Here is a 23,762-nt window from a genome sequence, read left to right on the forward strand (position 1 = left end):
TTTCCTCTTTCGCTTATTGCGCGTATGCGTCCGGGAATTTTCCCGTAGTGCTGACAATCGTCGTGCGCGTCTCGAGAAAACTGTCGAGCGCCTCAAGGCCATTCTCGCGGCCCCACCCGCTGGCCTTCATACCGCCATAGGGTGTAGACCAGCGTATGTATCGATAGGTATTGACCCACACCATGCCGGCGTCAATGCGCGCCGCCACGCGATGGCAGCGACCCACGTCACGCGACCACAGCCCTGCTGTCAGCCCATAGCGAGTGTCGTTCGCAATAGCGATGGCTTCGTCCTCACCATCAAATGGAATCAGTGCCGCCACCGGTCCGAAAATCTCTTCGCGCGCGATGCGCATTTGATTATTGACTCCGGCAAACACCGTTGGCGCGACAAAATAGCCGTCGGCCAATGCCGGCTCATCCAGGCGTTTGCCGCCGGTCACAAGCTGTGCGCCTTCGCTGACGCCAATATCGATATACGAAAGCGTTTTATCAAGCTGAGCCTGGTGTGCCTGCGGGCCCATATGCGTTGCCTCGTCCAGAGGCATGCCGACACGCACCCGAGACGCTCTCTGCGCAAAAGCCTCTACCACCTGATCGTAGACGGGGCGCTCCACCAGAACGCGTGAACCGAGCGCGCAGCTTTGGCCGCATAGTGTCCATGCCGATCCTGTCGCTGCGTTGAGCGCCTGCTCAAGGTCGGCATCCGCAAAAATAATATGCGGGGCTTTGCCCCCGAGCTCAAACGTAAAGCGCTTGAGGCTCTCGGCACCGGTGCGCAGAATATCTTTGGCGGTGTTGCCCTCTCCGGTGAACGCAATCTTGTCGACACCTTCGTGCGCGACCAATGCGGCGCCGGCTTCGTGGCCATAGCCTGGCACAACATTGACAACGCCAGGAGGAAAGCCAGCCTCTTCAATAAGCCGTGCAAGCTCCAGTGCGGTGACCGGCGTCTGCTCGGCGGGTTTCAACACCACGGTGCAGCCCGCCGCCAGAGCGGGAGCCAGTTTCCAAGTCGCCGCCATCAACGGCACATTCCAGGGCACAATCGCGCCCACTACGCCTACCGGCAATCTCGTCGTGTAGACATGAACGGAATCATCCATAGGAATCGTACGGCCCGACAGCTTGTCCGCGAGAGACGCATACCATCGATACCACTGGTGATGACTACCGACATCCACTCGCGCGTCACGCAAGGCTCGACCCGAATCACGTGACTCGAGAACAGCAAGTTCGGATGCATGCTTCTGATAAACATCAGCCAGACGAAGTAGCAGTGCCGCGCGTTCCCAGCCCGGCATACGCCCCCATGGGCCCTCGAAAGCGGCACGCGCAGCCTGCACGGCCCGATCGATATCCTGAGGCCCCCCGTAGGCCACCACGGCCCAGGGTTTGCCGGTTGCGGGATCAATACTATCGATGAACCCGCCGTCTATGGGTGCCACCCACTCCCCACCGATGAAGAGTTTTTCATAGCGTCGCAATGCCCCTTCATGGCGGGGGGGATGCGATGTGGCAATGCCATCTCGATGCATTCCAGTCTCCAATTAATCTTGTATGTGAATTATTTATCCACAATATTGGATTTAAAATACAACACACAGAATAGGTAGAATCCCGAATAGAACACCATCAGGCAACGATTATTGAAGTTGTACGTGTCTAATTCGTTGATTTAATGAATTTTTATAAATTATTTTCCAAACTCAACGATGAAATTAATTTTCACTTGATTCTTTTCTTTCATATAAAATTCATGATCATGAATTTTTAGTCTTCGTATTAAATTCGGACCAATATGCCCTCTTCGTGAATGCACATCCGCATATATTGATAGAGTCGAACCCCACTCCCACCGATCCAATCAAAGGTACACAGCCCCCATGCAGGTCAAACAAGCTGCAAACGTCCTGACGCTTCTTGAGTATTTCGCCAAACGCAGGCGCCCCGCGACGCTTGCCGAATTGGCTGATGAGCTTGGTTGGCCCAGATCCAGCGCCTTCAATCTGATTGGCACCCTGGCGAGTAAAGGCTATCTGTATGAACCGCGAGCACGAGGCGGGTATTACCCAAGCCCGCAATGGGCGGCAACTATCGCTCCGATCGCCGACGCAGATCCCTTGCCAGAGGCGTTACTACAATTAGCCAAAGAGGTCGCCCAGGAAACAGGCGAAACCACCGCCATCGGCGCCTGTGCGGGTACGCATGTCATGTTCGTGCACGTCGCGGAGTCCAGCCAGCCCATACGCTATTTCGCACAGGTAGGCAGTCGAGTCCCCATCCATGCCAGCTCGGCTGGTCGTGCGATTCTGGTGCAGTACAGCCAACAAGAACGCCAATCGATATACCGAAAAATAGAATTTCAACGCTACACCGACACCACGCCCATGAGCATCGATGAGGTCGAGTCTGAAATCCGACACTCGGTAGAACGCGGCTATTTTCAAAGCCACGCCGAGTACCTGCCCGACCTGGTCGGTGTATCCCTGGCCTTGCCAGTACAGTCTCGCAAGCTATCGATTGTCGTGGCGGGGCCGATTTCCCGGTGCGAAAGCCGTCGTTTACTCACTGCCGAAATACTGCAGCGTGGCTTGCGTCGCTTTGCATCGGATCTGTAATCAACGACTGGACTGCATACCTGGGCCTTTACTGCGAACGCGTAGCACCAGGTCTCGGCATCATCTTCAAGACCGAATTCTCGCGGCTGCGCCCTAAAGCGAACGTCGCCCTTGCCCATGCGTTTTTTGATAAATACGCGGCGACATGCCGAAGCGCTCTCGAAAATCACGCGAGAAATGCGCACCGTCGGCAAAGCCGCAGTCCAGCGCAATCTGTGTGACGTTGCTGGGGCGATTGACCAGTAGCCAGCGACCATAGTCCAGCCGCAGGCGACGCTGAAAAGCCATGGGGGAAACACCCAACGCAGCATGAAAGGCACGCTCGAGCTGACGCCGCCCCAATCCGACATAACGAGCGACGGCATCAGCCGAAGGCGGATCGTCCATGCGCTGCTCAATAAAATGCGCAGCCTGCCGCACACGCACGTCCTGAATGCCGGTGAGGTCGGTATAAAAATGGGCCTGCGGCAAACGTGCAGGACGCATGCCCTGCAGCATCATGTGCCGCACCGCCTGCTGCGCCTTGTCCCGCCCGCAATGGCGCGCGACCAGATACAGACCGAGGTCAATGGCGGCAGTCGATCCTGCACACGTAATCAGGTCGCCCTCGTCGATAAACAGGCGATCAACCATCGCACGCGTTCCAGGAAACTTGGCACGAAAGGCATCCAGCACATTCCAATGCACGCACACGGCACGCGACTGCACCACACCCGCTTGTGCCAAGGCAAAGGTCCCGGTGCAGATCCCCAACAGCCTGACGCGCTTGGACACGGCCTTTAGCAACCAGTCCCTGAGCACCGGTGGTAGGTGAACATTCGGGTAATCATTTCCCCCACACACCGCGACATAATCGAACTGCGACGGATCCACCGCATCAAGCGCGCACTCCACGTCCAGCGTCATCCCGGCGCTAGCGCGCCGCGGCTTGCCATCCCAGCTCATCACTTTCCAGGCCGTATGAATCTGGCGGCTGCGTCCGCCATGGTCGCCCGCCAGTCGCAACGCGTCGACAAACCCTGCAAATGCCGTGAGCGTAAATTGGTCGAGCAGGATGCAGCCGACCGTCAGCTGGGGTTTCCCCTCATACGATGGCAAAAGCGCGTCTTCATAGGGAGAACCAGAAAACGCAGGCGCAGTCGAAGAAGCCATGTCGCAATTATTCAAGTTTATGACCCAGGATTTCAAGCGAGCGTACAGCACAATCGGCAAGATGGCACCGTACGTCACCATTAAAAATGATCGACAAGGGGAAAACGTCATGGCACGACCGATACGTAGTACGTTGACCGCAGCCGCTTTGCTTGCCAGCGGCCTGATGTCCCAACACGTTCTGGCGCAAGACAAGAGCATTACGGTTGCCTGGTACGGCGGAAATTGGGGCGAAGCATTTCGCGCCTGCGTAGCCGACCCGTATACCAAAGCGACCGGCGTGCGAGTCAATGCCGATGTCGGCACGTCGACCACGACCCTGGCCAAGCTGCAGCAACAGAAATCCGCACCGACCATCGATGTCGCCTACATGGACGGCGGTATCAGCGAACTCGCACAAGCCGCAGGCGTACTCGATTCGCTTGAACCGGCCGCCATTCCGAACATGAAAAACCTGCTCAAACAGGCCGTGTACAAGTCGGGGGAAAACACCTTTGCCGTAGGATCGGGCTACTACTCGCTGGGCCTGACCTACAACACCCAGGAAATCAAGACACCGCCCACCAGTTGGCAAGACCTGTGGAAGCCCGAATACGCAGGCGCGGTCGCCATCCCTTCGCCGTCGAACTCGTCGGGTGTGCCCTTCGTGCTGTTCCTGGCCAAGATATTCGGTGTTGACGGCGACAACCTCGACCCGTTATTTGCACGATTATCGAAACTCGATACGGCCCTGTTCTTTGACAGCTCGGGTGCCGCCACCAACGCCTACCAAAGCGGCGAGGCCATTATCGGCGCGCACTTCAACGTGGGCGCATGGGACCTGATCGACAAAGGGATGCCCATCGGGTTTGTGGTGCCCAAGGAAGGTGCATGGGCCACCGACGCCCGCTTGCACCTCGTCAAAAACGGGCCCAATAAACAGGCTGCGCAACAGTTCATCAACACGGCCCTTACCCCCGATGCCGCATCGTGCCTGGCAACTCGCCTTTATCTCGGACCCGCCGTGCAAGGCGTGAAGGTCGCCGAGGATGTGGCCCGAAAGCTGCCTTGGGGTGCGACAGGTTCAGTCGACAACCTGGCGTTGTTCGACTGGAGCATGGTCAATGCCCGACGCGCCGCCATCACCGATACCTGGAATCGCCAGGTCGCCCGCTAGACGTAAGTCGAATCAAGTCCGACACGCCAACAACAAGGTTTATCGATGTCAGCGTTATTGACTCTGGACGGCATATGCCAACGCTTCGGCGCTTCGACTGCGTTGGATCACATCCATCTGTCCGTCGAGCAAGGCGAATTCATTGCCTTGCTCGGGCCCAGCGGCTGCGGCAAAACCACACTCCTGCGCACCATTGCGGGGTTTCTGATGCCCACGACCGGTCGGGTTCTGATCGAGGATCAGGATGTGAGCACCCTTGCGCCTTATCGCCGGCCCTTGAATACCGTGTTCCAGAATTACGCCCTGTTTCCGCACCTCTCGGTGTCGGGCAACGTCATGTATGGACCACGCCGCACCGGCATGTCCCGACGCGAAGCGCAAGAACGATCGCGGGAAGCCCTGGATATGGTGGGTCTGGGCGAGTTCGCAGAACGTTTTCCGCGCGAACTGTCCGGCGGGCAACAGCAACGCGTTGCATTGGCACGGGCCATCGTCAATCGTCCCAAGCTCCTGCTGCTGGACGAGCCTCTTTCCGCGCTGGATTTAAAACTGCGCAAGCGTGTACAGCTGGAGCTCAAACACCTGCAACAAAAACTGGGCATCGCCTTTTTGTTCGTCACGCACGATCAGGAAGAAGCCATGACCATGGCCGATCGCATCGTGGTGATGCATGGCGGTCGAATAGAACAGGTCGGTACGGGAGCGGACATCTATCGCCGGCCCGCTTCCCGCTTCGTTGCAGAATTCATCGGCGAAGCCAACATCTTGCCCTGGGCCCGCGATAGCGAAGCACAGGTATCGCTGGATGGGACTGGGCTCATCTTGCCCGCCCATGTTCCGGTGCCCGTAGCCACACACGGGATCGCCGTACTACGACCGGAAGACATTCAAGTCGCGGCGCCAGCGTCCGGCGACATCGACAGCACGACGGCCGACCCCGTAGGCTCACTGGGGACACCCGCAGACGTCACCTCAAATGCCGTGCCCGCCGGTTGTCTGCAACTGACGGCCGTCGTCACCGATCTGGTCAGCGTTGGCAGTCATACCGTCGTGCATACGCGGGTAGGCGAGCTTACAGTGCTGGCACGTGTACCAGGCTTGCCCGACGAGTCCCTGGCTGTCGGAAAATCGGTCGCACTATGGTGGCAGCCCAACCGCATGCACCTCATCGGCGAGACGGTGTGATGTCTCGCCTGCGCACCCCTTTCCTGCTGCTGGTGATACCGCTGGCTTTTTTCGCGGCTTTTTTCCTGGCGCCTCTTGCCACCGTAGTGATTGCCAGCCTGACCTCGTCAAACGGTGACACAGGTCTGACATTCGATCATTACGTGCGCGTGCTGGCCGACCGGTACCACTGGGATGTGATCCTGGTGACGTTTCGGATCGGACTCTATACCACCATCGCCTGCCTGCTGCTGGGCTACCCCCTGGCGTGGTATTTGGTACGCATTGTGCGCTGGCGTACGTGGCGCCGGGTGTGCGTGATCATGCTGGTCGTCCCCCTGTTCACCAGCAATATCGTTCGGTCTTTCGGCTGGATGGTGCTTCTGGGTCGCAACGGTCTGGTCAATGACGGGCTGATGGGGATGGGTCTGGTCGATCGCCCCGTCAGATTTCTGGGGACCGAACTCGGCATCCTGATCGGCATGGTGTATGTGCTGCTTCCCTTTGTCGTGCTGGCCGTGGGCAATGCGCTGGCGTGCGTCGACACCAGTCTGGAACACGCCTCTTCCGACCTCGGTGCACGCCCTGGCGCGACCTTCATGCACGTCACGCTGCCATTGACACTTCCCGGCATCATGTCTGGCGCCATCATGGTATTTACGCTGGCCGTCAGCGCCTACGTCACACCCGCCCTGCTTTCGGGTGGTCGCATATCGGTGCTGTCCATGCTCATCTTCCAACAGTACAGCTCAGTCTTCGATTTTCATTATGGCGGCGCGTTGAGCGTAGTGCTGCTGATCTTCACGATGGCCATGGTCGGCCTGGCCGCCCGCGTTGGTACTCTAAAAGGAAGCACATTGTGATCGGCCGCTTCTTGATCCGAATCGTGTCCTGGGCTCTGTTGGCCTATCTTGTACTACCGCTGGTAGTCATTCTAGGCGCGTCGCTGAGCACAACACCGTTTCTGGCTTTCCCACCCGAAGGTATCACGCTGGATTGGTATCGAAAAATGATGGCCGATCCTAGCTACGTGTCGTCTTTTGCCACCAGCACACTGTTGGCCGGCGCCGCCACGATCCTGGCGGTAATCATGACAGTACCCGCGGCATTGGCGTTGGCCCGGTTTTCGTTTCCCGGAAAAGCCGCCGTATCCTCCATCCTGATGTCGCCCCTGGTCCTGCCGCACATCGTGCTGGGCGCCGCCCTGCTGCAGTTCGGCGCGTACTTCGGCCTGACGCGCAATTTTCTTGCCCTGCTGGTTGGCCATACCGTCATCGTCGCCCCGTTCGTATTGCGCTCGGCGTTTGCACTGCTCACGCCCGAACAGCGCGCACTTGAAGAGGCGTCCTCCGATCTGGGCGCTCGTCCCTGGACCACATTTTTCCTGGTCGTCCTGCCGCAGATACGCCCGGGCATTGTGACCGGTTCAATCTTTGCATTCATCTCGTCATTCATCAATGTCGAGCTCTCGATTTTCAACACCACGGCCGACCTCAATACGATACCGGTCAAGCTCTTCAACTACGTGCAGTACACGATCGACCCGACCATCGCGGCAGTCTCGGGCGCGACCATCATCGCCGCCGTCCTCGCCATCGTTATTCTGGATCTGACCATCGGCCTGGACATGTTGTCCGACCGCGAATAGCCCGTCCTTTTTTCCTTCCTCTTTCAGTCAGGAGTACCAGTCATGCGCAAGCAAGACGCGTTCGACGTCATCTATACCCATACCGAGGGCGAGCCCCTTTGCATCATCCACAGCGGTATCCCCTACCCTGCAGGCTCATCCATTCTCGAGAAGCGTGCGTTCCTGGAAGCGAACTACGATTGGCTGCGCAAAGCGCTGATGCGTGAACCCAGAGGTCACAGCGACATGTTCGGTGTGTTTCTCACCCCCCCTTCAAGCCCGGAATTCGACGCCGGTCTGATTTACATCGACGGCACCGAGTATTCCCATATGTGCGGACACGGCACCATCGCCGTCAGCATGGCCATGGTTGCGCTGGGTCTGGTGCCACGCGGCGAGAACGGCATGACCACCATCCGTTTCGAGACGACGGCCGGGTTGGTCGTTTCCGAAGTCGCGTCCGATGGCGACGAGGTACTGTGGACGCGTTTTGAGAACGTACCGGCCTACGTCGAGGCGCAAGACATTCCCGTACACATCCCGGGCTACGGTGACCTGAAGGCCGACATTGTGTGGGGCGGTAATTACTTCGGTATCGTCGACCTGACCGACTGCGCCCTACGCATCTCTCCCGACAACGGCAGCGAGCTTTCGCGCCTGGGGATTCTGGTGCGCGACCAGATCAACCAGACCCGTAAGATCCAGCATCCGACCCAGGGCCATATCAACAACCTGAACTACGTCACGTTCTGGCATCCCGCCACGATCGAAGGTGCGTTCTACAAAAACGTACACGTATTCAGCGCCGGTCAGCTCGATCGCTCGCCCGGCGGAACCGGAACGAGTGCCATGATGGCCATGTTCGAAGCGCGCGGCAAAATGGGATTGAATCAACCCATCCTGTCCGAAGGTTTACTGGGCAGCGGCACGTTCGAGGGTTGCCTGCTGGGCGAAGTTGATCTGGACGGCACCCGTGCCGTGCGCCCGACGGTCAAAGGTACCGCTAGCATCCTGGGCACAGCACGCTGGGCGATCGACCGCAATGATCCGGTGGGCGCGGGCTTTTTGATCCGCTGATAAACCAGCCGCGGAATGCGAAGTCGGCTACCGTCGCCGCCTTAAGGCACCGGTAGCCGCAGCCTTGAGCAACCGCTGAAATGTCGGACACTCAGCGTGGTTAGGGGCCGGGCATGCGGCCGCATGCCGCAGCCCCCGACTCATTGCCCGAAGCTGCTTGACGGTCGCATCAATCTCATCTGCCTTGGCCGACAACACACCTCTATCAATAAGCGGTCCTCCGCTTGGAGAGAGCATGGCGCGTATCTCATCCAACGAGAGGCCGCCAGCCTGACCAAGCGCGATGAGGGCCAACTGGTCCAGCACGTTAGGCGCAAACTGGCGGCGCACCCCTCGTGGGCCCGCTGACGCAATCAAGCCCTTTTGTTCATAGAAACGCAGCGTATGGGCGGGAACGCCGGTGCGTTTTGCGACCTCGGCAATATCCATTCACAGACCCCTTGACTTAAAGTTGACTTCAACTTTTATCATGCACCTGGAAAGTGAATAGGTCAATGTGAGAGAGGTAAATATGGCAACGCTGGAAGATGTAGCGCGGATCGTTTTGATGGGGATCGGCGCCACCGCCGTCATGGACGTATGGCTCATCTTCATGAAGGTCCTTGGCGTTCCAACGCTCAGCTTCGCACTGGTCGGTCGCTGGATAGGTCATTTATGGCGCGGTAAGTTCGCGCACGCCAGCATTGGGCAAGCAAGCCCCATCCGGGGCGAACTGACCTTGGGTTGGATAGCGCACTACGCCGTGGGCATTGCTTTCGCATGGCTGTTGGTGTGCATTCAAGGCGTTGATTGGCTGCATCAACCCATCTTGATGCCAGCCATTTCCGTGGGTGCGGCGACCGTTGCGGTGCCACTGTTCGTTATACAACCCGCTATGGGGGCAGGATTTGCATCCTCCAAGACGCCCACGCCAGCGAAGAATTGCTTACGCAGTGTGATGACGCATACCGTCTTCGGGCTAGGTCTCTATCTGTCTGCCGTACTGATCGCCTACGCGTGAAAGTGGGCTGAGCCACTATCGATAAGCGCCTCGCGAGATTCCGGCGGCGAGCAACAACAACTGGCGATTGCGCGTGACATCTTGCTGAAACCTCAGTTGATGATGATTGATGCGCCCTTGCTCGGATTGGCACGTCTGCTCTCCCCAGTACAATCCCGCAAGCTGTCGGTTGTGGTGGCGAAGTCTATTTCCCGGTACGAAAGCCGTCGTTCATTCACTACCGAAATACTACAACGTGGCTGGCGCCGCTTTGCATCGGACCTGTAATGGACGACTGGACTGCATACCTGGACCTTTACTGCGAACGCACTGCCTCAGGCCTCTGGAACGAGCCGTTGAACGCGATGACCAACCTCGCGTTCTGGATTGCCGCTGGGGTTGTTGTCGCCGTGTGCCGCCGTCGCGGCAAGGTACTCACAACCGACCTCAAGGTCTTGATACTGCTGCTCCTGGTGGTGGGTGCAGGTAGCCTGGCGCTGCACACGCTGGCTACGCGCGCGGCCGGCTTGGCCGATGTGGTGGGCATTGCCCTATACCTGCACGCTTGGTGCGTCGTGTACCTGCACCGTGTGTGGCATTGGCCCTGGCGACTAGCCTGGCTAGGCGTCCCCGGCTTCCTGTTGCTATCCACCGCCCTGGGCTGGGTCTGGCAGTCGATCGACATGCAGCCAGCCGCCTACCTCGCCGCCTGGACCGTGTTGCTGCTGGCCTGCCTGGATGCTGCGCGACGGCGCCAGCTGGCCGTCGCCAGACCATTGGGGTATGCCTGGCTCGTGTTCGCGTGCAGTATGGCGCTCAGACAAATTGATTCGACACTGTGCGGCGCCTGGCCCCATGGCACCCACTTTATGTGGCATCTACTTAATGCGTGCACACTGGGCTTGACGGTGTGGGGATTGGCGTGTGCACAGCGCGAGCCAACGCGGCCTTGCGGAGACACGTCCAAGGCGAAATGAATCCCCAGCAAAACAGGTACAGCCAGGCCGGCGCCACATTGCGTTTGCAACGCAGATACAATTTGACTGCTCCCTTCCCTAAAGGGAAAGGGATTCCCACTTCACAGAACCGAGCCGTTGCGCATCAACACTCATGCACTCAGGTCTTACCGTTTCTCCAAGGGCTAACACCGCCAGCCCGGCGGCTAATACGTTATGCGCTGCGTTGAGGTCACGGTCGTGGTCTGTGCCGCATTCTGGACAGGACCACTGCCGCACGCTCAACGGCAGCTTAGGTAAAACGTGCCCGCAAGCGTGGCAGCGCTTGCTGGAGGGGTACCAGCGATCCACGCCCACGAACTCACGCCCGTACCAACGTGCCTTGTATTCCAGCTGTCTTACAAACTCCGACCACCCAGCATCGCTGATGGACTTAGCAAGGCAGCGGTTTTTCCGCATGGCTGACACAGACAAGCTTTCTACGGCGATCACTTGGTTTTCGTGGATCAACCGGGTGGAAAGCTGGTGCAGGAAATCCCTGCGGGTGTCTGCGATCTTGGCATGCAGTTTGGCGACTTTTAGCCTTGCCTTGGCCCGGCGAGCCGAGCCGCGTTGTTTCCTGGCCAAGCGGCGTTGTAGCTTGGCCAACTTGGCTTCATGTTGTCGAAATATCTGTGGCGCATCGACTTTTTCTCCTGTTGAGAGGGTCGCAAAATGAGTCAGTCCCAGGTCAATCCCGACGCCAGTCGACGCGGGCGTTTTCTGCACCACAACGTCATCACACAGCAGGCTGACGAAATATCGTCCTGCCGGGTCTTTGCTGACGGTGACGGTGGTGACCTTGGCTGCCTTGGGGAGCTGACGGGACCAACGAATCGGGAGCGCCTCGCGCATCTTCGCCAATTTGAGCGACCGGCCATCCCAGCGAAAGGCACTGGCGGTGTATTCGGCCGATTGCGGGCCGTCTTTGCGTTTGAAGCGCGCGTATCCCGTGCGTTTCGCGAAGAAATTAACGAACGCCGTTTGCAAATGACGCAGCGTTTGTTGCAGCGGGACACTACTGACCTCGTTCAACCACAGGCAGTCCGACTTTTTTTTCAGGACCGTCAGCGCAGCCGAAGTCGCGCGATATCCCAGACGCTCTTGCCGCTGGGCCCAGGCCGTCGAACGAAGATTAAGCATGTGGTTGTAGACCACGCGCACACACCCAAACGTGCGAGCCAGCGTGATCGCTTGCCCGGGCGTGGGATAGAACCGGAATCGGTAGGCACGTTTGATTTGCATGCCCCAGATACTATCCGCGCCAAACCAAATTACTGGATATTCATTCAGATATCGGCTCATATCAGACCAATCCTGCAGCCTAACGGCTGCGCCCCTTTCCTCCCCGGCAAGAATGCCGAGGTTTCTCGGCGCAATGGATGAATAGTTTGTTTCACCCGTGTGAATCATCAAAGAATGACCACGATTGTGGCTGCAACGGGTTTATACGCGGCTGACAGCAGCGCGATTGCGCGCGTCGATATCACAGCTCAGATGCTGCGCTCCAATCACCTCCCACCGCGCCGAACAACTGCACGACAGCCACATCATGCTCCGTCGCCGCGTCAATGGCGCCCACACGATCGGCAAAACTGCTGCGCTGGCTGTCCAGATAGCGAAGAAAGCCATCCACACCTTGCTTGTACCGGGCCTCGGCCAGAGTCAACGCCTGAGTGCTTGCGGCAGCCAGGGCGCGGCGCGCCTGCGCTTCACGGGCCAGGGTTTCTCGGCCATCCAGCGCATCGACCACCTCTCGAAATGCGGTCTGGATGGTTCGCTCATAGGCGACAACGGCACGATCGCGTCGCACCGATGCGAGGTCGAGGCTCGCACGGTTCTGGCCACCGCGAAATATAGGCAGATCAATGCGAGGGGCGAACGTCCACGCCCCGCTTCCCGCCTCAAAAAGGCCGGACAGATCTGAACTCGCACTGCCATAACTGCCTGTCAGGGACAGTCTGGGAAAGAATGCCGCACGGGCTGCGCCGATATCGGCATTGCGCGCCATCAGCCGGCGTTCTGCAGCAAGGATGTCGGGGCGACGCTGCAGTAGCTCGGCAGGCAAGCCGGCATGGACCTGGTCGGAGATGATGCTGCCAGATGCTGGCGCCGTCAAAATGGCGTCGCGATCAACCGTATTGCCGACCAGCATGGCCAAGGCATTGCGTGCACGCTGAAACTCCCTATCGGTACGTTCCAGTTCGGCTCGCGCCTCCTCGGTCAGTGCAATGGCATCCTGGTAGTCCAAAGCGCTTGCGACACCTTGGCTACGGCGTTGGCTGATGAGATTGAGCGAGATTTGCCTGGTTTGCAGGGTCTCTTGCGTTAGCAGCCTACGCTTGAGCGCACCGTCGGCAACGACATAGGATTCCAACACGGATACGATCAGGCTGATGCGCACCGCTCGAGCCACCTCCTCCGTCGCCAGGTACTCTTGCAAGGCCGCTTCGGAAAGGCTGCGTAATCGGCCGAACAGGTCCAATTCGAACGCTGTCAGACCCAGCCCGACTTCGTAGCGATCGGATATCCTGTCCTGACCAGGGCTGCCGATGTCGGCGGGCACACGCTGGCGCTGGCCGCTTGCCTGCCCATCTATGAAGGGGTAGCGGTCGGCTCGCTGTATGCGGTATTGGGCTCGAGCTGCCTCGATGTCCAGCAGCGCCGTTTTCAAATCGCGGTTGTTTTCCAAAGCCAGGTGGACGAGCTCGCGCGCTTCGTCGTTGCGTACAAAATCCTGCCACGCAATCGATGCCGCCGAGCCCCCCTGCTGTTCGCCGGCAAAGGCGGCAGGCCAGGCCGCAGGTATAGGTGCTACGGGACGCTGATAATCCGGCGTCAACGTACAGCCAGACAGAACGACAACCGCGACGACCCACAGAGATTTAGTCAGAAATACAGACATGCGTGACCTTGCTCAATTCGCTTCTTGCGTCAAAGGGCGTTCTGTCGTGGCATCAGGCACCGTCTGATACCTGGCACGTAACCCCATGACCCAGGAATAAAAAGTCGGAACAAACAGCACACCAAGAATGGTGGCGCTCAACATGCCTCCAATCACGCCTACCCCCAATGCCCGCTGACTCGCCGCCCCTGCCCCGGTTGCGATGGCCAACGGCACGACACCCAGAACGAAAGCCATGGATGTCATGACAATAGGACGAAAACGCATTCGTGCCGCCTCGACCGCTGCCTCGTATACGCCCATGCCGTCGCGATGCAGGTCCTTGGCAAACTCCACGATCAGGATGGCATTCTTGGCCGCCAGGCCAATGATGGTGATGAGGCCAACCTTGAAATAGACGTCGTTGGGCATGCCCAGCACAGTCACGGCTAACACCGAACCCAGTGCGCCTATCGGCACGATCAACATAACGGCTGCCGGGATCGACCAGCTTTCATACAGGGCCACCAGCACCAGGAACACAACAAGGAAGGCCAAAGCGAACAGACCAAGCGCCTGGGAACCCGCCAAGCGTTCCTGATAGGAAATTCCTGTCCATTCGTAGCCAATGCCTTCGGGTAGCGTTGACGCAATACGCTCCATCTCCGCCATCGCCTCGCCGGAACTGCCACCGGGGGCGGCATCGCCCGCGATGCGAAATGCGAGATAGCCGTTATAACGAGTCGATTGCGCGGCATTGAGCCGCCAATCGGTCAAAACAAAACTGGTCAACGGAACCAAATTGCCTTCGCGATTGGGAACATAAACCCGCTCGAGACCTTCCGGGGTCAATCGATCTCCTATGTCGGATTGGATGATGACCCGTTGCGTGCGGCCAGCATTGATGAAGTCGTTGACCGTCGCGGAACCGAACGCTGCAGACAACGCACCAGCGACGCGGTCGAAACTGACACCCAACGCTTCCATTTTGCTGCGATCCACTTCCAGATGCAGCTCGGGGGCATCCGCCAGACCCTCCAGGCGCACACCGGACAAGAGAGGCGATGCCAAGGCCTGCGCCAGCAGCTGGTCACGTGCTTCGATCAGTGTGTCACGGCCTACGCCCCCGCGATCCTGCAACCGCATGGCAAAGCCGCCCGACACGCCCAGTCCGGGGATAGCCGGTGGCGAAATTGCCATGAGCCGGCCGTCGGGAGCATCCCGAAATGCACGGTTGAATAAAGCAATTTCGTCCATTGCCGACTCTCCGCGCCCACGTTCAGACCAGTCTTCCAACACCGAGAAAACCACGCCGGCAGTTTGCCCACTTGCCGAGAAACTGAAACCCATGACGGCTGTGTTGGCCACAAAGTTTTCTCGGGTCGCAATGTAGGCCTCGTGTTGCTTTACCATCTCTTCCATCCGCGCCTGTGTGGCGCCCGGCGGCATCCTGATGTCGGTAAATATGACGCCCTGATCTTCCAACGGAACGAAGGATTCAGGCAGGCGCATGTAAAGCACCGCCAACACCGCCACCAGCACGGCGTAAATCGCCATGTAGCGCCCGGTACGTCGCACCGATCTCGACGTTCGCATGGCATATCGCTCGGTAATCCTGCCGAAGCGCTTGTTGAACCAACCGAAGAAGCCCTTTTTTTCGTGGTGATGACCTGGAGGGATAGGCTTCAGGAGCGTGGCGCAAAGCGCGGGCGTGAATGTCAAAGCAAGAAAACCGGAAAGCAGGATTGACACTGCCAGGGACAATGAAAACTGGCGATAAATGACACCCACCGAGCCGCTCATGAAAGCCAGCGGGACGAATACACCAGCCAGCACCAGCGTGATCCCGACAATGGCGCCCGACACCTGCCGCATAGCCTTGACAGTGGCGTCTCGCGGCGACAGTCCTTCCTCGGCCATGATGCGCTCGACGTTCTCGACGACCACGATGGCGTCATCCACCAGAATACCGATGGCAAGTACCATCCCGAACATTGTCATCATGTTGATGGAGAAGCCCAGGGCCAACATCATGGCGAACGTCCCCATCAGGCAGACCGGCACGACGATGGTGGGAATCAGCGTATAGCGCAAGTTCTGCAAAAACAGCAACATCACCAGAAACACCAGCACGATGGCCTCCAGCAAGGTCTGTATGACCTTGTTAATGGCCACCTCTACAAAGCGAGAGGTGTCATAAGGCACCCGGTACTCGACCCCATCCGGGAAAGACGCAGACAGCTCCTGAAGACGCTCGCGCACCGCTGCCGCCGTCTCCAGGGCGTTTGCGTTGGGCGCAAGCTGGATTCCGGTGGCAATGCCCATCTGCCCATTGGCGCGAACCTGAAAGTTGAAGTTCTCGGAGTTGATCTCGATGCGTGCCACATCCCTGAGATAGACCGCCGAACCGTCCGGATTGGCGCGCAACACAATACCGCCGAACGCCTCGGGATCGGCCAGCATGCCATCGACCGACAAGGAGGCGCTGAGCTCCTGCTTCGAATCAGTTGGCATGCTGCCGAAACTACCGGCCGGCACCTGGACATTCTGTGCCGCAATCGCATTGCGCACATCGGCAATGGATAGGCTATAACCCTGCAACTTACCAGCGTCCACCCAGACACGCATGGCCGCTTCGGCGCCGAAAAAACTCAGTCTGCCCACGCCCGGAATTCTTCTGAGCTCATTATTGATATTGCGAGCGATGAAGTCGCCCAGTTGCACACGACTCGGATTTTCGACGCCGTCCTGGTAGCCGATAACCACCATCATGAGAAAATTGGAACTGGCCTGATCCACCTCGACGCCTTGTTGCAGCACCGCCTGTGGCAACCTGGCTTCGGCATTGGTCAGCCGATTTTGCACATCCACCTGGGCCATGTTTGGATCCGTGCCAGGCTGAAAGGTCACGTTGATTTCCGCGGTACCGTTCGAACTGCCGGATGATTCGAAATACAGCAGATTCCGCACCCCGTTCAGTTCTTCTTCGATCACACTGATGACCGAATCGACCATGACAGATGCCGATGCGCCTGGGTAGGTCGCATTGATGGAAATACGCGGCGGTGCGACCTCCGGATAGCGGGCCATAGGGAGCGAGGGGATCGCGAGTATTCCCGCCAGAGTGATAAAAATGGCGAGCACCCAGGCAAATTTAGGGCGTTTAATGAAAAATTCGGGCATGGCGGAGTCCAGGGGACAGGAAGATTGCAGGGAAGCCGATCAGAATCAACCAGCGGATGCAGTCTGCGTGCGCACCTGCACGGTTTGACCAGCGCGCGCAGCCCCCCCTGTGACAACACGCTCACCGGCCATCAGGCCGTTGACGATGTGCCAACGCGCCTCTTGCATGCGCCCGGTCTCTACGTTACGTCGGTGCACGACGTTATCCGTGTCTACCACCAGAACCTGCGCCTGCCCTGTGCTGGTCCGGTGCACCGCACGTTGCGGTACCAGCACGGCTTGAGACGACGTGCCCTGATCGATCCTCACACGCACATACATGCCAGGAAGCAACGTCAACGCCGGGTTATCCACGACACTACGTAGCGATAGCTGACCCGTGCCTCGATCCACCGAGATATCCGAAAACAACAAGCTGCCCTTGAGCGCCTGGCTCGCGCCGTCGACCAGGACGGACACCGATGTCACAGCGCCGTTGTCCGGTTTTACCTGCCCGTTCGCCAGCGCTTCGCGCAACCGCTGGACCTCACCGGCAGGTTGGACGAAATCGGCATACACACGGTCGATCTGTTGAATGGTCGCTAGTGGCGTTGCCTCTCCTTGGCCAACCAGCGCGCCTTCGGTCACCATGGCCCGACCTACGCGGCCCGAAATCGGCGCCCTAACGGTGCAATAACCCAAATTGAGCTGTGCAGTCTTGACGTTTGCGCGTGCGGAGATGAGCGTTGCCTCGGCGGTACGCAGCGTCGCCAAGGCATTGTCAAACTCCTGCCGGCTGACAGCCTCGATCTGAACCAGGGGCTGGTAGCGCTTGACGATCGCACTCGCCTCTGTCCGTTGGGCCTGGGATCGGGCTAATTCTCCTTGTGCGCGTGCGAGCTCTGCCTCAAAGGGAGCCGGGTCGATGCGAAAAAGCACATCGCCCTCTTTGACATCTGCGCCCTCTTCGAACCGGCGCTCTAACACGATGCCCGCGACACGAGCACGTACTTGAGCGACCCGTATCGCTTCTATTCGGCCAGGCAGCTCTCGTTGCAAGACGTAGGGTTCTAGACGAACTTCGTGTATATCAACAATCGGCGTCAGCGCCGTCGGCGCCGATACCGACTCGCCACACGCTGAAAGCAACGTCGTTGCGCCGAAGGCCGCTGCCGCAATGCACAATCGAAAGCTGCTGAGCCGATAAACGTTGGGCATTCTATCTCAAGGAGTGATCGTTCTGTTGTGGGCAGTTCTCATCCATCCTCACGCTGATCGGTGCCTTGATCTCGGCTCTAGGTTTCGAGCCGTTGCTTATAGCATCCAAGCGAGCAGGGTTTTAATGAGTGATGGAGACTTTAAGCAACCCAGGCTGTCAATCCTATGACCAACTACTGACAGGAGGCAGACACTCGGCTGACAAGCGTGTCAGTTTCTCTGCGGCACTCATAAGGCGAACGGGCCGCTCGATGGCGGCCCGTCCCTTCCGTTTCGCGGATCAGCTCACTGAGCAAGCTCTGGCTAAGCTAGAGTAGCGTGCGAATGCGCCGGCCGTCGTCGGCACGCAAGAACGGGTTTGGCGCAAAGAATATGCGATTGTGCTGGGAGCTGAGCGGCCCAGCCATGACGCGTCATCCTAATTGGCTACCGCCGCCACATTGGCCCGCGCCTTATGCATTTTCTTGTAGCTGTCGATCAGGCGGTGGTGCCGATCAAGGCCCTCCAGTTTCATGCTCGTTGGCGTTAGCCCAAAGAAGCGCACGCTGCCGTCCAATGCCCCCATTACCGCGTCCATCCGGGCGTCACCAAACATCCGGCGGAAGTTAACCACGTAGTCGTCCAGTTCCAGCTCGTCATCGAGCAGTACTTCCAGCGCCACATTCAGGGCCTGGTAAAACAATCCGCGTTCGACGGTGTTGTCGTTGTATTGCAGGAAGGCACCCACCAGCTCTTGCGCCGCATCAAATTGCTTCAAGGTCAGATTGATCAGCAACCTCAACTCGAGAACGGTTAGCTGTCCCCAGTCCGTATTCTCATCGAACTCGACGCCGATCAACGTCGCAATGTCGAGGTAATCGTCCAGCTCGTTATTTTCCAATCGCTCCAGCAGTGCGGCCAGACCGGCATCGTCCAGGCGATGCAAATTCAGGATATCGGCGCGGAACAACAGCGCCTTGTTCGTGTTGTCCCAGATCAAATCATCGACCGGGTAGACCTCTGAATAACCGGGCACCAGGATTCGACAGGCGACGGCGCCCAACTGGTCATACACCGCCGTGTACACTTCTTTGCCCATGTCTTTCAAGATACCCAGCAGCGTTGCGGCTTCCTCGGCATTGGAGTCCTCGCCCTGGCCAGAAAAATCCCATTCAACAAATTCGACGTTCGCTTTAGCGCTGAAAAAGCGCCACGACACCAGTCCGCTGGAATCGATGAAATGCTCTACAAAGTTATTTGACTCCGTGACGGCATCACTGTTGAAGGTGGGCTGAGGCAAATCATTCAGGCCTTCGAAACTGCGCCCCTGCAGCAGTTCCGTCAGACTCCGTTCCAGCGCCACCTCGAAGCTCGGGTGCGCGCCAAACGACGCAAACACACCGCCAGTGCGCGGATTCATCAAGGTGACGCACATCACAGGATAAGTCCCGCCCAACGACGCGTCCTTGACCAATACCGGAAAGCCCTGCGCCTCCAGTCCCTCAATCCCGGCCACAATGCCGGGATACTTTGCCAGCACTTCGTGCGGCACATCAGGCAATGCGATTTCGCCTTCCAGAATTTCGCGCTTTACCGCCCGCTCGAAGATTTCGGACAGACTTTGCACCTGTGCTTCGACCAGCGTATTACCGGCACTCATGCCGTTACTGACGAATAGATTCTCGATCAGGTTGGACGGGAAATACACCACCTCGCCGTCCGACTGCCGCACGTACGGCAGCGAACAGATACCGCGCTGCATATTGCCGGAGTTGGTGTCGTACAGATGCGAGCCATGCAGCTCGCCATCGGGGTTGTAAATTTCCAGACAGTGCGCATCCAGGATTTCAGTTGGCAATGCATCCCCAGGGCCAGGCTTGAACCAGCGCTCGTTCGGGTAATGCACAAACGCCGCATTCGCGATGTCTTCGCCCCAAAACGCGCCACCATAGAAATGGTTGCAGTTCAGACGCTCGATAAACTCCCCTAGCGCCGACGCCAACGCGCTTTCTTTAGTCGCCCCCTTGCCATTGGTAAAGCACATCGGCGAATGCGCATCGCGGATATGCAACGACCAGACATTCGGAATGATATTGCGCCACGAAGCGATTTCAATCTTCATGCCCAAGCCAGCCAGAACGCCCGACATATTGGCAATGGTCTGCTCCAACGGCAGATCCTTGCCCGAAATATAGGTGCGAGCGTCCGCTGCCGGTTTCAATGTCAGCAACGACTGCGCATCGGCATCTAAGTTCTCTACCTCTTCGATAACGAACTCTGGCCCGGCTTGTACCACTTTCTTTACAGTACAACGCTCGATAGAACGCAAAATACCTCGACGATCTGCTTCCAGAATATCCGGCGGCAATTCAACCTGGATTTTGAATATCTGCTGATACCGGTTTTCCGGATCCACAATATTGTTCTGTGACAGGCGGATATTTTCGGTGGAGATATTACGCGTCACACAGTACAGCTTCACAAAATAAGCTGCACACAAGGCCGACGAGGCCAAAAAATAATCGAAGGGACCAGGCGCCGAGCCATCGCCCTTATAGCGGATAGGCTGATCGGCCACGACCGTGAAGTCATCGAACTTGGCTTCAAGACGCAGCTTATCGAGAAAGTTGACTTTGATTTCCATGGGGGAATTCTAAAAGTGATGCTAAAAAAGCCTGCCCGCATTTTTTTATACAGGACGGTTAAAGGTCGTTAAACCGCAAGCGCCGGTAAATTGCTCGACTGTCGTTGCTACCATTTACCTTCTGTCTGACCTATTCGGCACTGAAATGAATCATTCAGATTCGCCAATATTCTGTACGTCAGATGACACGTAACCAGGCTTCGCCTGATGCTTACCCCGCACGGCGCCGCCGCTCTTCTTCCTCGAGACGGCTATCCTCTATGTCTTGCATCAGACCATCCATGTCGACAGCGCGGGTGTCAATCTCGACCTTGCCGCTCAACTCGACATCGACATGCAACCCACCGGCTTCGTACAAGGCCCAGATTTCCTTGCCATAACTCGTGTCCAGCAGTTGGGGAGCAAACTGGCCGAAATAGCTTGCCAGATTGTCCACGTCACGCTCGAGCATCGCTGCGGCCTCAGTGTTGGCGGCGGCATCGACGGCTTGAGGCAGATCGATGATCACCGGACCATCGGCCGCCAACAAGATGTTGTATTCGGAAAGATCGCCATGCACGACGCCAGCGCACAACATGCGTACCACCTGCTTGAGTAACAGCGCATGCAAAACCACGGCGTGCTCGACCGTCAGCTCAACGTCGTTCAGGCGTGGCGCGGCGTTGCCCGTGCCATCGGACACCAACTCCATCAGCAATACGCCATCGGTGCAAATATAGGGTTGCGGCACACGCACCCCCGCATTAGCCAGCCGAAACAAAGCATCGACCTCAGCGTTTTGCCACAACTGTTCCTGTATTTCGCGGCCATATCGCGTGCCTTTGCCCATCGCCCGCGCCTGCCGGCTATTCTGAACTTTGCGGCCCTCGAGGTATGACACGGCCTGCCGGAAACTGCGCTGCTTGACGTCTTTGTAGACCTTCGCGCAACGCACGGAGTCGCCGCTGCGCACGACATACACCGTCGCTTCCTTGCCGCTCATCAACTGGCCAAGCACTTCGTCAATAAGCCCTTCCTCGATCAGCGGAACCAGCCGCTTGGGCGTTTTCATACCCCCCTCTGCAACGGGCTGTAATGCAAAAGCTCAGGGTCAAGGAAAAGCGCGACGACGGCCTCCGGAAACTGCGTGGACGGTACCGCGTGCAAGAATGTTTTAAACGAAAGGAATGATGCCATGCACCATTATAAACGTGCGGGCATTTGTAACGGCCGAGACCCACCCGGATCAAGCGGCGCGTTGCTGGACATTCTCCCAGTATATGTACGTACGCAGTACATGCAGCTCCAGCAACGCGGGGCCGCGAATGCCATGCAGCGCCGCTGGGATCACCGCATCGCCATTGGTCCAGCGCATGGTAGTGCCGCGCACGTCCTGCGGTGTATGCATGCCTTCCAGGTGTGCACTTTGCAGGTCGATATCGCGGCGACCGTCCTGGTCTTCAATAGTGATACGTACCAGGCCCACACCCACTTGCCGCAAATCTCGACGCGCGCTTACCGCTGTGTCACGCACCACCGCCGAGCGAGAGCGGATGCGCACATCGCCTACCCGAACGCCTGTCGGCAAAACGAAACGAACGACGTCTGCTTGCTGGCTCGCGTCCAGGGCGCGAACCTCCTGGCCGTCGACTTCGAGGCGCAAATCGGCATCAGACGTGCGTGCGCACTGGGTCATGGTTTCGGCGCGCTGAAGCAGGCGCTTGCGCACCGCATCGACGATGGGACCCGATCGTACTACCTTGATACCTTCGATCACCGGACGCCCTTGAGCAGGCGCAAAATCCGGATGCAATGCAGCGGTCTTGGCATTCTGGAACATCTTGCGGTTACCCGTATCGACATACGACTCTGCCGGCACACCTTCGGCCAACATAATATCGAACCGTTCCAGCTCAATATGAAAATACTCAAAAACCTTCATATCGAATTGCTGGATAATCGTCCGACCATTCGCCAACAACATGGCCGGAATCAGCGCGCCATCGAAATAAAGATGGTGCCAGGGCGACACTATCAAATCCCGATGGGGCCGGTTTGAGGCGATCGAGTCTTTCGTGAACAGAATGGGAAAGGCGACAAGCGCATTTTTTACCGGAATATGCTGCTTGCGCAGTTTGCGATAGCCCAGCCATTTAACGGTGGCAATGCCGCCACTGGCGGTCAAGACCTGATCGCCCGCCTTGATATCCTCGATTTTGACTTCGCCATCGGGCGTCGCAATGTGCGTGCCCTTCAGGTAACACGCGTAGGTCATCGACCCACCGTCGAAAGTCATCCACTCAGGGTTCAGGTCAGAGGCGTTAAACACAACACGGCTACCGTCCGCCGAATTTTCAAAATACAGTGTCTCATCCTGATAATAAGCACGGTCAGTATTCGGGACGATAAGCTGGTCGCCCTCAGCCATGCCCGTAAGCTTTGGATAATATTCGGGATTATCCATGCCACCCAAACCGCTGGCATCATAAATCAAGGTCGACTCGCCGGCACCACCAAAATCAACGTTGATCGCACCACTCCACCAGGTGCCACCGTTAACGACTGCGCCGATGAACTGAGGCGTCATCTCCAGCGTAGCCCCATCTCCAATACTATAGTTGAATATAAATGTTTCAGCTGTTGCATATTCATCGAGAAACCAGTTATCCAGAGAGACAAGCTTGACGTTCGCGTTGTCTTCCAAGGTTAGCCCAATGGGATCGGCCACAGACAAGTAGTAATACGCGTCTACTTCAACCTCAAGCACGCTATCAGAGTTCGATTCATTAGAGATAGATAAATCTACTCCCGATAACGCATATGTCGCATGCAGTAATGTATCGTCAGGGTAATCGCCCTGATCAATCGAGACCGGCGAGTTTTCATAGTTTATATATACTGGTATGTCAGCCATGAGTTACCTTTAATAAATAATAATTAAACGGAACACTGCGAACTACTTTCTATACACACCAAATTTCTCGAATTCGGTTCGATGAACCAGGGATATAACCTCTTGGGTATTTACACTTAGAGTGGGCGTTATTGCGTGTCGTCACTGTGCGAGTGCGTACGCAGTACATGCAGTTCCAGAACCGGCCATTGACGTCCTGCTGCTTGATCGGA

The 23,762-nt window shown here is 57.7% G+C and carries 18 protein-coding genes; 8 read left to right on the top strand and 10 right to left on the bottom strand.

The window, feature by feature from the left end; translation table 11 throughout:
* Positions 1–13: 13 nt before the first annotated feature.
* Positions 14–1,537, bottom strand: coding sequence for an aldehyde dehydrogenase (locus tag ACNAZS_RS02655; protein WP_415785869.1), 1,524 nt, complete (start codon positions 1,535–1,537; stop codon positions 14–16).
* Between the two features lie 348 nt (positions 1,538–1,885).
* Here ACNAZS_RS02655 and ACNAZS_RS02660 point away from each other — a divergent pair, with 348 nt between their 5' ends.
* Positions 1,886–2,620 (top strand): IclR family transcriptional regulator, encoded by a 735-nt coding sequence (locus ACNAZS_RS02660; RefSeq protein ID WP_415785871.1) that lies wholly within the window; start codon positions 1,886–1,888, stop codon positions 2,618–2,620.
* A 93-nt stretch (positions 2,621–2,713) separates the two neighbouring features.
* Here ACNAZS_RS02660 and ACNAZS_RS02665 read toward each other — a convergent pair whose 3' ends face one another.
* Positions 2,714–3,772 carry a GlxA family transcriptional regulator gene (locus ACNAZS_RS02665; RefSeq protein ID WP_415785873.1) on the bottom strand — a complete coding sequence of 353 codons (1,059 nt, stop codon included), beginning with the start codon at positions 3,770–3,772 and terminating at the stop codon, positions 2,714–2,716.
* On the opposite strand from ACNAZS_RS02665, the gene ACNAZS_RS02670 reads away from it, so the two are divergent.
* The 5 genes from ACNAZS_RS02670 to ACNAZS_RS02690 are packed head-to-tail and all read left to right on the top strand — an operon-like array spanning position 3,771 to position 8,796.
* The gene (locus ACNAZS_RS02670; protein WP_415785875.1) at positions 3,771–4,928 is read left to right on the top strand and encodes an ABC transporter substrate-binding protein; all 1,158 of its coding nucleotides are present in this window, start codon (positions 3,771–3,773) and stop codon (positions 4,926–4,928) included. The genes ACNAZS_RS02665 and ACNAZS_RS02670 overlap by 2 nt on opposite strands.
* A 45-nt stretch (positions 4,929–4,973) precedes the next feature.
* Entirely contained in the window at positions 4,974–6,113 is a 1,140-nt protein-coding gene (locus ACNAZS_RS02675) for an ABC transporter ATP-binding protein (RefSeq protein WP_415785877.1), read from the top strand.
* The gene (locus ACNAZS_RS02680; RefSeq protein ID WP_415785879.1) at positions 6,113–6,955 is read left to right on the top strand and encodes an ABC transporter permease; all 843 of its coding nucleotides are present in this window, start codon (positions 6,113–6,115) and stop codon (positions 6,953–6,955) included. The genes ACNAZS_RS02675 and ACNAZS_RS02680 overlap by 1 nt, the downstream gene beginning before the upstream one ends.
* Before the next feature lie 23 nt (positions 6,956–6,978).
* On the top strand, positions 6,979–7,740 hold the full coding sequence (locus ACNAZS_RS02685; protein ID WP_415785881.1) for an ABC transporter permease: 762 nt from the start codon (positions 6,979–6,981) through the stop codon (positions 7,738–7,740).
* A 42-nt stretch (positions 7,741–7,782) separates the two neighbouring features.
* Positions 7,783–8,796 carry a proline racemase family protein gene (locus ACNAZS_RS02690; protein WP_415785883.1) on the top strand — a complete coding sequence of 338 codons (1,014 nt, stop codon included), beginning with the start codon at positions 7,783–7,785 and terminating at the stop codon, positions 8,794–8,796.
* 27 nt (positions 8,797–8,823) lie between these two features.
* On the opposite strand, the gene ACNAZS_RS02695 is transcribed toward ACNAZS_RS02690, so the two are convergent.
* Complete coding sequence (locus tag ACNAZS_RS02695) at positions 8,824–9,225, bottom strand: helix-turn-helix domain-containing protein (RefSeq protein WP_415785885.1); 402 nt, start codon at positions 9,223–9,225, stop codon at positions 8,824–8,826.
* Between the two features lie 82 nt (positions 9,226–9,307).
* Between ACNAZS_RS02695 and ACNAZS_RS02700 the strand changes: the two genes are divergently transcribed.
* Together ACNAZS_RS02700 and ACNAZS_RS02705 are read left to right on the top strand one after the other, a co-directional pair.
* Positions 9,308–9,796 (top strand): DUF2938 domain-containing protein, encoded by a 489-nt coding sequence (locus tag ACNAZS_RS02700; RefSeq protein WP_415785887.1) that lies wholly within the window; start codon positions 9,308–9,310, stop codon positions 9,794–9,796.
* A 266-nt stretch (positions 9,797–10,062) separates the two neighbouring features.
* Positions 10,063–10,752, top strand: coding sequence for a hypothetical protein (locus ACNAZS_RS02705; protein ID WP_415785889.1), 690 nt, complete (start codon positions 10,063–10,065; stop codon positions 10,750–10,752).
* A gap of 78 nt (positions 10,753–10,830) precedes the next feature.
* On the opposite strand, the gene ACNAZS_RS02710 is transcribed toward ACNAZS_RS02705, so the two are convergent.
* The 7 genes from ACNAZS_RS02710 to ACNAZS_RS02740 all read right to left on the bottom strand — a co-directional run bounded on the left by ACNAZS_RS02710 (position 10,831) and on the right by ACNAZS_RS02740 (position 23,550).
* Complete coding sequence (locus tag ACNAZS_RS02710) at positions 10,831–12,015, bottom strand: RNA-guided endonuclease TnpB family protein (RefSeq protein ID WP_415785891.1); 1,185 nt, start codon at positions 12,013–12,015, stop codon at positions 10,831–10,833.
* Positions 12,016–12,256: 241 nt separating this feature from the next.
* On the bottom strand, positions 12,257–13,675 hold the full coding sequence (locus ACNAZS_RS02715; protein WP_415785893.1) for an efflux transporter outer membrane subunit: 1,419 nt from the start codon (positions 13,673–13,675) through the stop codon (positions 12,257–12,259).
* A 12-nt stretch (positions 13,676–13,687) separates the two neighbouring features.
* Positions 13,688–16,837 carry a multidrug efflux RND transporter permease subunit gene (locus tag ACNAZS_RS02720; RefSeq protein ID WP_415785895.1) on the bottom strand — a complete coding sequence of 1,050 codons (3,150 nt, stop codon included), beginning with the start codon at positions 16,835–16,837 and terminating at the stop codon, positions 13,688–13,690.
* A gap of 45 nt (positions 16,838–16,882) precedes the next feature.
* Positions 16,883–18,034: an efflux RND transporter periplasmic adaptor subunit gene (locus ACNAZS_RS02725; protein ID WP_415785897.1), complete on the bottom strand. Its 1,152-nt coding sequence runs from the start codon at positions 18,032–18,034 to the stop codon at positions 16,883–16,885.
* A 418-nt stretch (positions 18,035–18,452) separates the two neighbouring features.
* Positions 18,453–20,657: an OsmC domain/YcaO domain-containing protein gene (locus ACNAZS_RS02730; RefSeq protein ID WP_415785899.1), complete on the bottom strand. Its 2,205-nt coding sequence runs from the start codon at positions 20,655–20,657 to the stop codon at positions 18,453–18,455.
* 211 nt (positions 20,658–20,868) lie between these two features.
* Positions 20,869–21,708, bottom strand: a complete 840-nt coding sequence (locus ACNAZS_RS02735; protein ID WP_415785901.1) for a PA4780 family RIO1-like protein kinase — start codon at positions 21,706–21,708, stop codon at positions 20,869–20,871.
* A 174-nt stretch (positions 21,709–21,882) separates the two neighbouring features.
* Positions 21,883–23,550 (bottom strand): Hint domain-containing protein, encoded by a 1,668-nt coding sequence (locus tag ACNAZS_RS02740; RefSeq protein WP_415785903.1) that lies wholly within the window; start codon positions 23,548–23,550, stop codon positions 21,883–21,885.
* Positions 23,551–23,762: the final 212 nt, after the last annotated feature.

It is taken from the genome of Bordetella tumulicola, assembly GCF_965138755.1.
Lineage (GTDB): Bacteria > Pseudomonadota > Gammaproteobacteria > Burkholderiales > Burkholderiaceae_B > Bordetella_A > Bordetella_A tumulicola.

What these genes read in the sequence shown, in the direction of transcription:
- ACNAZS_RS02655 (WP_415785869.1), bottom strand. Translation starts at nt 1,537, where the DNA reads ATGCATCGAGATGGCATTGCCACATCGCATCCCCCCCGCCATGAAGGG.
- ACNAZS_RS02660 (WP_415785871.1), top strand. Translation starts at nt 1,886, where the DNA reads ATGCAGGTCAAACAAGCTGCAAACGTCCTGACGCTTCTTGAGTATTTC.
- ACNAZS_RS02670 (WP_415785875.1), top strand. Translation starts at nt 3,771, where the DNA reads ATGTCGCAATTATTCAAGTTTATGACCCAGGATTTCAAGCGAGCGTAC.
- ACNAZS_RS02665 (WP_415785873.1), bottom strand. Translation starts at nt 3,772, where the DNA reads ATGGCTTCTTCGACTGCGCCTGCGTTTTCTGGTTCTCCCTATGAAGAC.
- ACNAZS_RS02675 (WP_415785877.1), top strand. Translation starts at nt 4,974, where the DNA reads ATGTCAGCGTTATTGACTCTGGACGGCATATGCCAACGCTTCGGCGCT.
- ACNAZS_RS02680 (WP_415785879.1), top strand. Translation starts at nt 6,113, where the DNA reads ATGTCTCGCCTGCGCACCCCTTTCCTGCTGCTGGTGATACCGCTGGCT.
- ACNAZS_RS02690 (WP_415785883.1), top strand. Translation starts at nt 7,783, where the DNA reads ATGCGCAAGCAAGACGCGTTCGACGTCATCTATACCCATACCGAGGGC.
- ACNAZS_RS02695 (WP_415785885.1), bottom strand. Translation starts at nt 9,225, where the DNA reads ATGGATATTGCCGAGGTCGCAAAACGCACCGGCGTTCCCGCCCATACG.
- ACNAZS_RS02700 (WP_415785887.1), top strand. Translation starts at nt 9,308, where the DNA reads ATGGCAACGCTGGAAGATGTAGCGCGGATCGTTTTGATGGGGATCGGC.
- ACNAZS_RS02705 (WP_415785889.1), top strand. Translation starts at nt 10,063, where the DNA reads ATGGACGACTGGACTGCATACCTGGACCTTTACTGCGAACGCACTGCC.
- ACNAZS_RS02710 (WP_415785891.1), bottom strand. Translation starts at nt 12,015, where the DNA reads ATGCAAATCAAACGTGCCTACCGATTCCGGTTCTATCCCACGCCCGGG.
- ACNAZS_RS02715 (WP_415785893.1), bottom strand. Translation starts at nt 13,675, where the DNA reads ATGTCTGTATTTCTGACTAAATCTCTGTGGGTCGTCGCGGTTGTCGTT.
- ACNAZS_RS02720 (WP_415785895.1), bottom strand. Translation starts at nt 16,837, where the DNA reads ATGCCCGAATTTTTCATTAAACGCCCTAAATTTGCCTGGGTGCTCGCC.
- ACNAZS_RS02725 (WP_415785897.1), bottom strand. Translation starts at nt 18,034, where the DNA reads ATGCCCAACGTTTATCGGCTCAGCAGCTTTCGATTGTGCATTGCGGCA.
- ACNAZS_RS02730 (WP_415785899.1), bottom strand. Translation starts at nt 20,657, where the DNA reads ATGGAAATCAAAGTCAACTTTCTCGATAAGCTGCGTCTTGAAGCCAAG.
- ACNAZS_RS02735 (WP_415785901.1), bottom strand. Translation starts at nt 21,708, where the DNA reads ATGAAAACGCCCAAGCGGCTGGTTCCGCTGATCGAGGAAGGGCTTATT.
- ACNAZS_RS02740 (WP_415785903.1), bottom strand. Translation starts at nt 23,550, where the DNA reads ATGGCTGACATACCAGTATATATAAACTATGAAAACTCGCCGGTCTCG.